We start from the raw sequence: 13,545 nt of genomic DNA, 5'->3' as shown, positions 1-13,545 counted from the left end.
TGCTGTTTTTCCATGCCGGGGAGCCAGGTTTATTCGATGCGTTTCAGGTTGCAGAAAGGCGGCGCGTAGTGACTCCCCAGCCATTTGCGTAAGTAGATGACTGGGGTGAATAACAAATTTGCCAGGGGCAGATTTGAACGACGCGTGTGGCGGCCCGGCCAGAGTCGGGCAAGAAAGCCAACGTCCATGCGGCCTGAAAGACAACGGGTAACTGTGTTCCCCGCTGGTATTTTATAAGGGGTTTACGCTTGTTTGACCGTTATGATGCCGGTGAGCAGGCGGTGCTGGTACACATCTATTTTTCGCAAGACAAAGATATGGAAGACCTTCAGGAGTTTGAATCCCTGGTCTCCTCTGCCGGTGTCGAAGCAATGCAGGTGATTACCGGTAGCCGTAAAGCACCGCACCCAAAATATTTTGTTGGTGAAGGTAAGGCTGTCGAAATTGCGGAAGCCGTAAAAGCGACCGGCGCGTCAGTCGTGCTGTTCGATCATGCCCTGAGCCCGGCTCAGGAACGAAATCTGGAACGCTTATGCGAATGCCGGGTTATCGATCGCACAGGTCTTATCTTAGATATTTTTGCCCAGCGCGCGCGTACCCATGAAGGGAAACTGCAGGTTGAGCTGGCACAGCTGCGCCATATGGCCACGCGCCTGGTTCGCGGCTGGACCCACCTTGAAAGACAGAAAGGCGGGATTGGTTTGCGCGGCCCGGGTGAAACCCAGCTCGAAACTGACCGTCGACTCCTGCGCAATCGGATAATGCAGATCCTGTCGCGACTGGAGAAAGTGTCAAAACAGCGTGAGCAAGGACGGCGGTCACGAGCCAAAGCCGATATTCCAACCGTCTCGCTGGTGGGGTACACCAACGCCGGAAAATCAACGCTGTTTAACCAGATAACGGAAGCCGAGGTCTACGCTGCGAACCAGCTGTTCGCGACGCTGGATCCGACGCTGCGCCGCATTGATGTTACCGATGTCGGCGAGACCGTGCTTGCGGATACCGTGGGCTTTATTCGCCATCTGCCGCACGACCTGGTCGCGGCGTTTAAAGCCACTTTGCAGGAGACGCGTCAGGCGACGCTGCTGCTGCACGTGATTGATGCAGCCGATGTTCGGGTGCAGGAAAACATTGATGCAGTCAATACGGTCCTCGCGGAAATTGAGGCCGATGAGATCCCGATGCTGCTGGTGATGAACAAAATCGACATGCTGGATGATTTTGAACCGCGTATCGATAGAGATGAAGAGAATAAACCGATTCGGGTCTGGCTCTCCGCCCAGACCGGGGTTGGCGTACCACTGCTTTTTCAGGCTTTGACGGAACGGCTTTCCGGTGAAGTAGCGCAGCACACGTTGCGTCTACCGCCACAGGAAGGGCGACTGAGAAGTCGGTTCTATCAGCTTCAGGCGATAGAAAAAGAGTGGCTGGAGGATGACGGCAGCGTGGGTCTGCAGGTGCGCATGCCGATCGTTGACTGGCGTCGCCTCTGTAAACAAGAGCCAGCGCTGGTTGATTACGTGATTTGACCTTGCAGCTTGCCTGAAGATATTAACCCCTGTGGGGATATCAAAAACAAATATGGAGCATATACATGGCGTGGAATCAGCCCGGTAATAACGGACAGGACCGCGACCCGTGGGGGAGCAGCAATAACCAAGGCGGCAACTCCGGGGGAAATGGCAATAAAGGTGGTCGCGAGCAGGGGCCGCCCGATCTGGATGATATCTTCCGCAAGTTAAGTAAAAAACTTGGCGGTCTCGGTGGCGGCAAAGGGGGCCAGGGGAGCGGTAGCAGCTCTCAGGGACCACGCGGCCCGATGGGCGGACGCATTGTCGGCATCGTGGCGGCTGCCGCGGTTATTATCTGGGCTGCCAGCGGTTTCTATACCATCAAGGAAGCTGAACGTGGTGTGGTCACTCGCTTTGGTAAATTCAGCCATCTGGTTGAGCCTGGTCTTAACTGGAAGCCAACCTTTATCGATAACGTTCAGGCCGTTAACGTTGAGTCGGTACGTGAACTGGCGGCTTCTGGCGTCATGCTGACGTCCGATGAAAACGTCGTGCGCGTTGAGATGAACGTCCAGTATCGTGTGACCGATCCTGAGCGCTACCTGTTTAGCGTGGCCAGCGCGGACGATAGCCTGCGTCAGGCCACTGACAGCGCCCTGCGCGGCGTGATCGGCAAGTACACGATGGACCGCATTTTGACCGAAGGTCGTACCGTTATTCGTAGCGATACCCAGCGTGAGCTGGAAGAGACGATTCGCCCGTACAACATGGGGATCACCCTGCTGGACGTCAACTTCCAGACGGCGCGTCCGCCGGAAGAAGTGAAGGCGGCATTTGATGATGCAATTGCGGCGCGTGAGAACGAGCAGCAATACATCCGTGAAGCCGAAGCTTATACCAACGAAGTTCAGCCGCGAGCCAATGGTCAGGCGCAGCGTATCCTTGAAGAGGCGCGTGCGTACAAAACTCAGACCGTTCTTGAAGCGCAGGGTGAAGTTGCGCGCTTTGCGAAGATTCTGCCTGAGTATAAAGCTGCACCGGAAATCACCCGTGAACGTCTGTATATCGAAAGCATGGAAAAAGTGCTGAGCCATACCCGTAAAGTGCTGGTGAACGATAAGGGTGGCAATCTGATGGTTCTGCCTCTGGACCAGATGCTGAAAGGCGCCGGAGCCCCGGCGGCAAAGAGCGGTAGCAGTGGCGCGAGCGATCTGCTGCGTCTGCCGCCTGCATCCAGCTCAAGCAGTGCCAGCACCACGCCGACCACCACGGACGGCAACATTATGGACCAACGCCGCGCTAACGCGCAGCGTAACGACTACCAGCGTCAGGGGGAATAACGATGCGTAAATCTGTTATTGCGATAATTGTCATCGTGCTGGTAGTGCTTTACATGTCGATCTTTGTCGTCAAAGAAGGCGAGCGTGGGATTACGCTGCGCTTTGGTAAAGTTCTCCGCGATAGTGAAAACAAACCGCTGGTCTATTCTCCGGGTCTGCACTTCAAGCTCCCGTTTATTGAATCAGTGAAAACGCTGGATGCGCGCATTCAGACCATGGACAACCAGGCCGATCGCTTTGTCACCAAAGAGAAGAAAGACCTGATCGTTGACTCCTACATCAAATGGCGTATCAGCGACTTCAGCCGCTACTACCTGGCAACCGGCGGCGGCGACGTCTCCCAGGCCGAAGTACTGCTGAAGCGTAAGTTCTCTGACCGTCTGCGTTCTGAAATTGGTCGCCTGGACGTGAAGGATATCGTGACCGATTCCCGCGGTCGTCTGACGCTGGAAGTGCGTGATGCGTTGAACTCCGGTTCAGCGGGCACAGAAGACGAAGTCAGTACGCCGGCGGCCGACGATGCTATCGCTAAAGCGGCGGAGCGCGTATCGGCAGAAACCAACGGTAAGGTGCCGGTTATTAACCCGAACAGTATGGCGGCGCTGGGTATTGAAGTTGTCGACGTACGCATCAAGCAGATCAACCTGCCGGCTGAAGTGTCCGAAGCGATTTACAACCGTATGCGCGCCGAACGTGAAGCGGTTGCCCGTCGCCATCGTTCACAGGGCCAGGAAGAGGCTGAGAAGCTGCGCGCAACGGCGGACTATGAAGTCACCAAAACGCTGGCCGAAGCGGAACGTCAGGGTCGTATCATGCGTGGTGAAGGTGATGCGGATGCCGCGAAGCTGTTTGCCGATGCGTTTAGCCAGGATCCGGGCTTCTATGCCTTTATCCGTAGTCTGCGCGCCTATGAGAATAGCTTCCAGAGCAATCAGGACGTGATGGTTCTCAGCCCGGACAGCGATTTCTTCCGCTATATGAAATCGCCGGATTCGGTTCGCAAGTAAGTTATATTGTGAGTAAAAAGGCGCCTTGAGAAAGGCGCCTTTTTTATAGGTGCGGGTTTATAAATAACTTGTAACACAATAAGTTATGGGCTTTTTTGTACGATACCAGTTCATAATGAACGTGAAATACCGGACAATGCCGCAAAAGGTCTGTTTCCGCATTGCTCTCCCGTCGATGCCTCTTGTGGGTGGGGACGCTTTCTTTCTAAGGGTCAATAATGAACGCAACAATCTGGCTGGCACTGGCGCTGGTTTTAGTACTCGAAGGGCTCGGGCCGCTGCTTTATCCGCGCGCCTGGCGTCGGATGGTCGCGACAATGAGCCAGCTGCCGGATAATTTATTACGCCGTTTTGGCGGTGGTCTTGTGGTTGCCGGGTTTGTCATCTACTACATGTTGACGAAATCGATGACTTGATCAAAAAGTGGTCAGACTTGCCTGGAATTGCCTGCAAAAAGTGCTGTAACTCTGAAAAAGCGATGGTAGAATCCATTTTTAAGCAAACGGTGATTTTGAAAAATGGGTAACAACGTCGTCGTACTGGGCACCCAATGGGGTGACGAAGGTAAAGGGAAGATCGTCGATCTCCTGACTGAACGGGCTAAATATGTTGTGCGCTACCAGGGTGGTCACAACGCAGGCCATACTCTCGTAATCAACGGTGAAAAAACCGTCCTCCATCTTATTCCATCAGGTATTCTTCGCGAGAATGTCACCAGCATCATCGGTAACGGTGTTGTGCTGTCTCCGGCTGCGCTGATGAAAGAGATGAAAGGTCTGGAAGACCGTGGTATCCCTGTTCGTGAGCGTCTGCTGCTGTCCGAAGCCTGTCCGCTTATCCTCGATTATCATGTCGCGCTGGACGTTGCGCGTGAAAAAGCACGTGGTGCGAAAGCTATCGGTACCACCGGTCGCGGCATCGGCCCTGCTTACGAAGATAAAGTCGCACGCCGCGGTCTGCGCGTTGGTGACCTGTTTGATAAAGCAACCTTCGCTGTCAAACTGAAAGAAGTGATGGAATATCACAACTTCCAGCTGGTGAACTTCTATAAAGCAGAAGCGGTTGACTATCAGAAAGTGCTGGATGATGTCATGGCGATTGCCGACATTCTGACGGCGATGGTTGTTGATGTTTCCGATCTGCTGGACCAGGCGCGTAAGCGCGGCGACTTCGTGATGTTCGAAGGCGCGCAGGGGACGCTGCTGGATATCGACCACGGTACCTATCCGTACGTGACCTCGTCTAACACCACCGCGGGTGGCGTGGCGACCGGTTCCGGTTTGGGGCCGCGTTACGTGGATTACGTTCTGGGAATCATCAAAGCCTACTCGACTCGCGTCGGTGCAGGTCCGTTCCCGACTGAACTGTTTGATGATATCGGCGAGTTCCTGTGCAAGCAGGGTAACGAGTTCGGCGCCACTACCGGCCGTCGTCGTCGTACCGGCTGGCTGGACATCGTTGCAATCCGTCGCGCGGTGCAGATCAACTCCCTGTCTGGCTTCTGCCTGACTAAGCTGGATGTTCTGGACGGCCTGAAAGAAGTGAAACTCTGCGTTGCCTACCGTCTGCCGGACGGCCGCGAAGTAACGACCACTCCGCTGGCTGCTGACAACTGGGAAGGCATTGAGCCGATTTATGAAACCATGCCGGGCTGGTCTGAAACCACCTTCGGCGTGAAAACGCGCAGCGGTCTGCCGCAGGCAGCGCTGAACTATATCGCGCGCATTGAAGAGCTGACCGGCGTGCCGGTTGATATCATCTCTACCGGTCCCGACCGTTCTGAGACGATGATTCTGCGCGATCCGTTTGACGCATAATCATCCCCTGGGGCGCCGCTAAGGCGCCCCTTGTTTTTGCTGTTCACCCGCCCCATTTCAAATAAATTAGCGGCCTGAGCGCTGGCTGGTTTATCATCAATACAGTATCAATACGGTCTTACCCGAGGATTAATACACACAAGCTTTCAGGATGCGTCCGATCGCACAACGCAGCAGTGACCTGAATGATGAGTGTATGCCGCTTTCCCCCTTACCCTGAGGTTGATGTGCAGTTAACGAGTTTCACTGATTACGGATTACGGGCGCTGATTTATATGGCCTCGTTGCCGGATGGAAGAATGACCAGTATCTCCGAAGTGACGGAGGTTTACGGCGTTTCCCGTAATCATATGGTAAAAATAATCAATCAGTTAAGTCGTGCTGGCTATGTCATGGCCGTGCGGGGTAAGAACGGGGGGATTCGCCTGGGTAAGCCGGCGAAAACCATTCGGGTTGGCGATGTCGTCCGCGATCTGGAACCGCTGTCGCTGGTCAACTGCAGCAGCGAATTTTGCCATATTACACCCGCCTGTCGCCTGAAAAAGGCGCTGGCTGAAGCGGCGCAAAGTTTTCTCAAGGAACTAGATAACTACACGCTGGCTGATTTGGTTGAAGAAAATCAACCGCTTTATAAATTATTACTGGTGGAGTGACATAAACTCTCATCAGAGATGACAACGGAGGAACCGACATGTCACAAGATCCTTTCCAGGAACGCGAAGCTGAAAAGTATGCGAATCCAATCCCAAGCCGGGAATTTATCCTCGATCATTTAGCAAAACGTGAAAAACCGGCCAGTCGCGACGAGCTGGCGACAGAACTGAATATCGAAGGAGAAGAACAACTCGAGGGGCTGCGACGCCGCCTGCGCGCCATGGAGCGTGACGGGCAGCTGGTCTTTACCCGCCGCCAGTGCTACGCATTGCCGGAGCGTCTCGACCTGCTCAAAGGCACCGTTATCGGCCACCGCGACGGCTATGGCTTCCTGCGGGTCGAAGGGCGTAAAGATGACCTTTATCTCTCTTCCGAGCAGATGAAAATGTGCATCCATGGCGATCAGATCCTCGCGCAGCCGCTGGGCGCGGACCGTAAAGGTCGCCGCGAAGCGCGCGTCGTGCGCATTCTGGTGCCAAAAACCAGCCAGATTGTCGGCCGCTATTTCACCGATGCCGGCGTGGGCTTTGTCGTACCGGACGACAGCCGTCTGAGCTTTGACATCCTGATCCCACCGGAAGAGGTGATGGGCGCGCGAATGGGCTTCGTAGTGGTCGTGGAGCTGACCCAACGCCCGACCCGACGCACTAAAGCGATCGGTAAAATCGTCGAAGTGCTGGGTGACAATATGGGCACCGGCATGGCGGTTGACATGGCGCTGCGCACCCATGAAATCCCTTACACCTGGCCGCCGGCGGTAGAGAAACAGGTTTCGGTGCTGAAAGAGCAGGTGCCGGAAGAGGCGAAAGCGGGCCGCGTGGATTTGCGCGACCTGCCGCTGGTGACTATCGATGGTGAAGATGCCCGCGACTTTGATGACGCCGTTTACTGCGAGAAAAAACGCGGCGGCGGCTGGCGTTTGTGGGTGGCGATTGCCGACGTCAGCTACTATGTCCGTCCTGGTACGCCGCTGGACGCTGAAGCACGCAGCCGCGGTACTTCGGTCTACTTCCCGTCTCAGGTCGTACCGATGCTGCCGGAAGTCCTCTCCAACGGCTTATGTTCCCTGAACCCGCAGGTCGATCGCCTGTGCATGGTCTGCGAGATGACCATTTCGTCCAAGGGACGTCTGACCGGCTACAAGTTCTATGAAGCGGTGATGAGCTCACACGCGCGTCTGACCTACACCAAAGTGTGGCATATGCTGCAGGGTGACAAGGAGCTGCGTGAGCACTATGCGCCGCTGGTGAAGCATATTGAAGAGCTGCATGCGCTTTATAAAGTGCTGGATAGCGCCCGTGAAGAACGCGGCGGGATCTCCTTTGAGAGCGAAGAAGCGAAGTTTATCTTTAACGCTGAACGTCGTATTGAGCGCATTGAGCAGACGCAGCGTAACGATGCGCACAAACTGATCGAAGAGTGCATGATTCTGGCGAACATCTCCGCCGCACGCTTCGTTGAGAAGGCGCTGGAGCCGGCGCTGTTCCGTATCCACGATAAGCCGAGCACCGAAGCGATTACCGCATTCCGTTCCGTACTGGCGGAGCTGGGGCTGGAGCTGCCTGGCGGCAATAAACCAGAGCCGCGTGATTACGCTGAGCTGCTGATCTCGATTGCCGATCGTCCGGATCATGAAATGCTGCAAACGATGCTGCTGCGTTCGATGAAGCAGGCGATATACGACCCGGAAAACCGCGGCCACTTTGGTCTGGCGCTGCAATCTTACGCGCACTTCACTTCGCCGATTCGTCGTTACCCGGACCTGTCGCTGCACCGTGCGATTAAGTACCTGCTGGCGAAAGAGCAGGGCCATAAAGGCAACAGTACCGAAACCGGCGGCTGGCACTACAGCATGGATGAAATGCTGCAGCTGGGGGCACACTGTTCGATGACCGAACGTCGTGCCGACGAAGCTACCCGCGAAGTCTCCGACTGGCTGAAGTGTGACTTTATGCTGGATCAGGTGGGTAACGTCTTTAAAGGTGTGATTGCCAGCGTGACCGGCTTTGGTTTCTTCGTGCGTCTCGATGAACTGTTTATCGATGGTCTGGTGCACGTCTCCTCGCTGGATAACGACTACTATCGTTTCGACCAGGTCGGGCAACGTCTGATCGGTGAGTCGGGCGGCCAGACTTATCGTCTGGGCGATCGCGTGGAAGTCCGCGTGGAAGCGGTCAACATGGACGAACGTAAAATCGACTTCTCGCTGATCTCCAGCGAGCGTGGACCGCGTAACGTCGGCAAGACCGCCCGGGAGAAGACGAAGAAGGCTAACGGCGCCAGCAATAATGCCGGCAAACCGTCCGGCCGTCGCCGTCAGGCCGGCAAACAGGTGAACTTCGAGCCAGACAGCGCGTTCCGTGGTGATAAGGGCAAACCGAAACCAGCGAAAGCGAAGAAAGAGAAGGGCGCGAAAAAACCGTCGGCCAAGACGCAAAAAATAGCGGCGGCGACGAAGGCGAAGCGCGCGGCGAAGAAAAAAGTCGCTGAGTAAGCGCCTCCGGCCCCTCAATCATTTGGGGTGCCGGGAAGCTCCGGCCACATCGATAACAATGTGGCCGGGGAAATGCCTGGCGCCAGCGTCCTGACAGCCCGAAGTATGACGGGTATATAACCCCTTCCAGCCGGAGGGGGTTATTCTTTTTTGCCGTAAGTCATTCCACAACAGAATAGATATTGTTCCTTTCCCCGCCTGTTTCCTGCTTAGTCTGTTTTCAGCAATCGTTATTTATTCTTTTTGATTAGCCATATTTTCTCACTGTGTATAGTGGATTTTACTTTCGCATCACCCCCTTTTTATGTGCAAGGAATCTATATGCATCTGGCCCGTTTTCCCCGTGTGTCACTTGGTCATTTCCCGACTCCGCTTGAGCCGCTGGATAATTTGTCGAAATTATTAGGCGGGCCAAAAATATGGATAAAGCGCGATGATGCGACCGGCCTGGCGAGCGGGGGAAATAAAACCCGCAAGCTGGAATTTTTACTGGCGGATGCGCTGGCGAAAAACGCGGACGTGGTGATTACCCAGGGAGCCACGCAGTCTAACCATGTCCGTCAGACCATTGCCGGCGCGGCGCGTCTTGGCCTGCAGGCTAAAGCGCTGCTGGAACAGCGGGTGACGGATTTTGGCGAGGATTATCAACGCTCCGGCAATGTGTTGCTGGATGAGCTGCTGGGTGGGGAGATCGTTGCTCATCTGCCGGGCGGCAGCGATATGCAGCAGGCGATGGAGGAGTATGCCGCCACGCTGCGTGAACAAGGACACACACCGTATATCATCCCCGGCGGCGGCTCTAACCCTATCGGCGCGCTGGGGTATGTCGCCTGCGCCGAAGAGCTGTTGTATCAGTCATCTCAGCTACGCCTGCGCATCGATCACGTGGTTCACGCCACGGGCAGCACCGGTACTCAGGCAGGGCTGGTGGCGGGCTTTACGGCGACCAACAGCCACGTTCCGGTGCTGGGCATCAGCGTGCGCGCGCCGAAGGCGAAGCAGGAAGAGAACGTCTGGCATCTGGCGGTGAGAACGCTCAACCTGCTGGGCGTGGCGGGCGAGCTACCGCGCAGCGCCGTGGTAGCCAATAGCGATTACGTCGGCGAGGGCTACGGTCTGCCCACCGCGGGAACGCTGGAAGCGCTGACGCTGCTGGCACGCCATGAGGGCATTCTGCTGGATCCGGTCTACTCCGCGAAAGGGATGGCCGGGCTTATCGATCTGATTCGTCAGGGCCACTTTCGTCAGGATGAGAACGTGGTCTTTATCCATACCGGCGGCTCTGCCGGACTGTTCGGCTACCGCCAGCTGTTAGAGGCGCAGACCCGCCATGACTAAACCGTTTCTGCTTGGTGTGCTGGGAGGGATGGGGCCGCTCGCCACCCTGGACTTTCAGCGGCGCCTGCTGGACGCCACGCCGGCGCAGAACGATCGGCAGCAGATCCCTTCGGTGGTGTGGAACGTCCCGCAGATCGCGGACCGACAAAAGGCGCTGGCGGGAAGCGGGCCATCGCCGCTGCCGCAGCTTATCCATGGTATTGAAAAACTCAATCAGGCCGGGGCCAGCCATATCGCCATCCCTTGTAATACGGCGCATCACTGGTATGACGCCCTCAGTCAGGTGAGCGATGCCCCGATTCTGCACATCGTTGATGCGGCGATAGCCGCGCTGGCGCAGCAGGCGGATAAACCCCAGCGTGTGGGGATTATCGCCACGCAAGGCACGCTGGAGGCGGGCTGGTATCAGCGCCAGCTAGCGGCGCAGGGGGTGGAGGTGGTTGAACCGACGGAGCAGGAGCTGGCCCGTTGGTTTGTCCCCGGCTGTTACGCGGTCAAACGCGGTGCGCTGGAAGAGGGGGGCGAGCTGCTGGTGCGCCAGGCCAACGCGCTGTTCACACGCGGCGCGCAAAAGCTGATTCTGGCCTGCACCGAGGTTCCCGTCGCGCTTGCGGCGGTGAAGGCGCCGTTTAATGACCTGACGTTCGATCCGGCCCTGGCGCTGGCCGAGCGATGTTCGCAATTATGGCAAGCCCGTTAAAATCTCACTGAATATGATTGAGTCCGGTTCTTTATCCGGGCGTGAAATTTCCGAACTTTCGAAGGGTAAATATAATGAAAAAAATTCTCTGCTTATTCCTTGCAGCGGGTAGTTTATGGGTCAATGTCAGCTTTGCCGATACCCCGGCCGAAGTCCGGGTGGCTTATAGCGGCGGCTCTCAGGTATTAATGTTGGCGAAGGCCGACGGCTCTCTGGATAAAGCGTTAAACAGTAAAGTGAAGTGGGTGCAGTTTGCCTCTGGCGCCGATGCGTTAAATTATTTCGCCAGCAATGCGATCGATATTGCTAATTTTGGATCCAGCCCGGCAGCGGCGGGGATTGTCAGAAAACTGCCGGTGGAGATTATTGGCGTCTCCGGCGTCATTGCCAGCTATGAGCGGCTGATTGGCAAACAGGGCATCAGCAGCCTTAAAGATATCGAAGGCAAGCGCGTGGCCTATCCACCGAACTCGACGGCGCAGTACGCCCTGGAAGCCGCTATCGAGGTCAACAAACTGGATCGCAGTAAGATCACCCTGCTGCCGCTGCGTCCGGCCGATATGGTCGCGGCCTGGAAGCGCGGCGATATCGATGCCGGCTACGTCTGGGCGCCGTTTGCCCAGGAGCTGGAGTCCTCCGGCGGACACCAGGTCTTCGCCACCAAAGATCTGCAAAAAGATGGCTACCTGATTTACAACAACTACGTGGTGCGTAAAGCCTTTGCCGAGCAATATCCCCAGGTGGTGACCGCCTTCCTGCGCGTTCACCAGCAAAAGGTTGACGAATTTAAGCAAGACCCGGAGCGCGCAGCGGCTATCGTGGCGAAAGAAGTTGGTGCCCCGGTGACCACCGCGGCGAATACGCTTGGCGGCCTGGAATACCCCACGCTGAGCCAACAAGGGACGGCGGCATGGCTGGGTAACGGGACGCAAACCTCCGATAGCGGGATCGGCAAAGCGCTGAGTAAAACCTCCGGCTTCCTCGCGGGGATTGGTGAAATCCGCAAACGCGATATTCCGGCGAACTGGGATGCTGCGATTGATTCACGCTATATCCGCGAAGCGGCGGTAGCCGCGCAATGAGATTGAGCCAACATATCGCTATCAGCATCGTCTCGGTGGCGGTTTTTTTTATCGTCTGGCAGGTGGCGGCGACGCGGCAGTGGGTCGACCCGCTGCTGCTGCCTTCCCTGACGGATATCGGCCTCACCACCGAAGAGCTGCTGGCGGATGGCTATCGTCAGGTGCCGCTGTGGGAGCATATCGCGGTGAGCCTCGCGCGCGCCCTCAGCGCCTTTGCGGTCGCAATTATCATCGGCATTCCGCTGGGGCTGCTGATGGGGCTGTCGGATGGCCTCGCCGCCGTGTTAAACCCGTTTGTGCAGTTCCTGCGTCCATTGCCTAAAATCGCCCTGATCCCGCTGGCCGTGGTCTGGCTGGGGATCGGCGAAGCCTCTAAATTCTTCCTGATATTTATCGCCACCTTTTTAAGCGTGGTGGTCGGAGCCTCTGCCGCCGTCGAGCGGATTGGCCGCTCGCGCATTCGCGTGGCGCAAACCCTCGGTGCTTCGCGTAAGCAAATTTTCCTGCGGGTGGTATTGCCGGATGCGCTCCCCGATCTCTTCACCACCGTCAGGCTGTCAATTGGTATCGGCTGGACCTCGCTGATCGCGGCGGAGATGGTGGCGGCCAGTTCGGGCCTGGGCTGGATGGTGATTAACGCCAGCTCCTATCTGCGTACCGACATCGTCATGCTTGGCATTCTGCTGCTGGGCGGCATTGGCTATCTGCTGGATTTATTGTTGCTGGGGCTACAGCGCCTGTTTGTGCCCTGGGCGGGGAAAGAATAATGAGCGCCATCACGCTGGAAAATGTCTCGCTCTCTTTTGCGGCCAGGCCGCAGCCGTTCACGGTGCTTGAGGATATCAGCCTGTCGCTGAATAAAGGGGAGTTTGTCGTTCTGCTCGGCCCTTCGGGCTGCGGGAAATCTACCATTCTCAACCTGGTGGCCGGGTTTACCCAACCGGACCGGGGGCGTGTGGCGGCGGGCGGCAAACCGGTACGCGCGCCGGGGCCGGATCGCGGCATGATTTTCCAGCAGCCGAATCTGTTCCCGTGGCTGTCGGTGCTGGATAACGTCACCTTTGGCCCGCGGCTGGGCAAATACCGCAAACAGGAGGTCAACGCGCGGGCGCTGGACTGGCTGGGGCGCGTGGGCCTGAAAGGGTTTGAGCATCATGCCCCCTGGCAGCTCTCCGGCGGCATGAAACAGCGCGTGGCGCTGGCGCGCGCCTGGCTACCCGGCCCGGAGGTGCTGCTGCTGGATGAGCCATTCGGCGCGCTGGATGCGCAAACCCGGCTGATGATGCAGGAGCTGCTGCGCGAGGCCTGGCTTTCGACCGGCACCACGCTGCTGTTCGTGACGCACGATGTCGAAGAGGCGCTGTTTCTCGCCGACCGCATTCTGATTATGTCAGCGAAACCGGGAAAAATTGTCGAAGAGATTATCCTGCCCTTCGACCGCGAACGGGATATCGAAACCCTGGCGGAACACCCGCGCTACAGCGAGATTAAGCATCACGTTTTGCACCGGGTGCGCCAGGAGGCAAAACGGCATTTAGGTTAAACGCGACGCCCGGCGGCGGGCAGTTTAATCGGACAAGAGTCGATTTGAACGCTATGTCG

General features: G+C 56.8%; 12 protein-coding genes. All 12 read left to right on the top strand.

From position 1 onward, the window contains the following. The first annotated feature begins 248 nt into the window (after positions 1–248). The gene (gene hflX, locus AC236I_RS22970) at positions 249–1,529 is read left to right on the top strand and encodes a ribosome rescue GTPase HflX (protein ID WP_004857038.1); all 1,281 of its coding nucleotides are present in this window, start codon (positions 249–251) and stop codon (positions 1,527–1,529) included. Positions 1,530–1,594: 65 nt separating this feature from the next. Then, entirely contained in the window at positions 1,595–2,851 is a 1,257-nt protein-coding gene (gene hflK / locus AC236I_RS22965; protein ID WP_004857040.1) for an FtsH protease activity modulator HflK, read from the top strand. Between the two features lie 2 nt (positions 2,852–2,853). Then, complete coding sequence (hflC, locus tag AC236I_RS22960) at positions 2,854–3,858, top strand: protease modulator HflC (RefSeq protein ID WP_004857043.1); 1,005 nt, start codon at positions 2,854–2,856, stop codon at positions 3,856–3,858. Between the two features lie 218 nt (positions 3,859–4,076). Next, entirely contained in the window at positions 4,077–4,274 is a 198-nt protein-coding gene (locus tag AC236I_RS22955; RefSeq protein WP_004857046.1) for a DUF2065 domain-containing protein, read from the top strand. Positions 4,275–4,376: 102 nt separating this feature from the next. Then, the gene (locus AC236I_RS22950; RefSeq protein WP_004857049.1) at positions 4,377–5,675 is read left to right on the top strand and encodes an adenylosuccinate synthase; all 1,299 of its coding nucleotides are present in this window, start codon (positions 4,377–4,379) and stop codon (positions 5,673–5,675) included. Positions 5,676–5,902: 227 nt separating this feature from the next. Continuing rightward, positions 5,903–6,328, top strand: a complete 426-nt coding sequence (gene nsrR / locus AC236I_RS22945) for a nitric oxide-sensing transcriptional repressor NsrR (protein WP_004857051.1) — start codon at positions 5,903–5,905, stop codon at positions 6,326–6,328. 38 nt (positions 6,329–6,366) lie between these two features. Continuing rightward, entirely contained in the window at positions 6,367–8,823 is a 2,457-nt protein-coding gene (gene rnr / locus AC236I_RS22940; protein ID WP_316933837.1) for a ribonuclease R, read from the top strand. A 321-nt stretch (positions 8,824–9,144) separates the two neighbouring features. Then, entirely contained in the window at positions 9,145–10,161 is a 1,017-nt protein-coding gene (gene cuyA, locus AC236I_RS22935; protein ID WP_004857057.1) for a D-cysteate sulfo-lyase, read from the top strand. Then, entirely contained in the window at positions 10,154–10,861 is a 708-nt protein-coding gene (gene cuyB, locus AC236I_RS22930) for a cysteate racemase (protein ID WP_487608650.1), read from the top strand. The genes cuyA and cuyB overlap by 8 nt, the downstream gene beginning before the upstream one ends. A gap of 74 nt (positions 10,862–10,935) precedes the next feature. Beyond that, on the top strand, positions 10,936–11,943 hold the full coding sequence (locus AC236I_RS22925) for a taurine ABC transporter substrate-binding protein (RefSeq protein ID WP_077266794.1): 1,008 nt from the start codon (positions 10,936–10,938) through the stop codon (positions 11,941–11,943). Next, positions 11,940–12,710, top strand: coding sequence for an ABC transporter permease (locus tag AC236I_RS22920; RefSeq protein WP_004857068.1), 771 nt, complete (start codon positions 11,940–11,942; stop codon positions 12,708–12,710). The genes AC236I_RS22925 and AC236I_RS22920 overlap by 4 nt, the downstream gene beginning before the upstream one ends. Beyond that, positions 12,710–13,486 carry an ABC transporter ATP-binding protein gene (locus tag AC236I_RS22915; protein ID WP_004857070.1) on the top strand — a complete coding sequence of 259 codons (777 nt, stop codon included), beginning with the start codon at positions 12,710–12,712 and terminating at the stop codon, positions 13,484–13,486. The genes AC236I_RS22920 and AC236I_RS22915 overlap by 1 nt, the downstream gene beginning before the upstream one ends. Positions 13,487–13,545: the final 59 nt, after the last annotated feature.

This window comes from Klebsiella sp. Sb-30 (assembly GCF_057652795.1).
This window is presented reverse-complemented; position numbering and strand designations above follow the sequence as displayed.

What these genes read in the sequence shown, in the direction of transcription:
- AC236I_RS22955 (WP_004857046.1), top strand. Translation starts at nt 4,077, where the DNA reads ATGAACGCAACAATCTGGCTGGCACTGGCGCTGGTTTTAGTACTCGAA.
- hflC (WP_004857043.1), top strand. Translation starts at nt 2,854, where the DNA reads ATGCGTAAATCTGTTATTGCGATAATTGTCATCGTGCTGGTAGTGCTT.
- AC236I_RS22925 (WP_077266794.1), top strand. Translation starts at nt 10,936, where the DNA reads ATGAAAAAAATTCTCTGCTTATTCCTTGCAGCGGGTAGTTTATGGGTC.
- AC236I_RS22920 (WP_004857068.1), top strand. Translation starts at nt 11,940, where the DNA reads ATGAGATTGAGCCAACATATCGCTATCAGCATCGTCTCGGTGGCGGTT.
- cuyB (WP_487608650.1), top strand. Translation starts at nt 10,154, where the DNA reads ATGACTAAACCGTTTCTGCTTGGTGTGCTGGGAGGGATGGGGCCGCTC.
- AC236I_RS22915 (WP_004857070.1), top strand. Translation starts at nt 12,710, where the DNA reads ATGAGCGCCATCACGCTGGAAAATGTCTCGCTCTCTTTTGCGGCCAGG.
- hflK (WP_004857040.1), top strand. Translation starts at nt 1,595, where the DNA reads ATGGCGTGGAATCAGCCCGGTAATAACGGACAGGACCGCGACCCGTGG.
- AC236I_RS22950 (WP_004857049.1), top strand. Translation starts at nt 4,377, where the DNA reads ATGGGTAACAACGTCGTCGTACTGGGCACCCAATGGGGTGACGAAGGT.
- cuyA (WP_004857057.1), top strand. Translation starts at nt 9,145, where the DNA reads ATGCATCTGGCCCGTTTTCCCCGTGTGTCACTTGGTCATTTCCCGACT.
- rnr (WP_316933837.1), top strand. Translation starts at nt 6,367, where the DNA reads ATGTCACAAGATCCTTTCCAGGAACGCGAAGCTGAAAAGTATGCGAAT.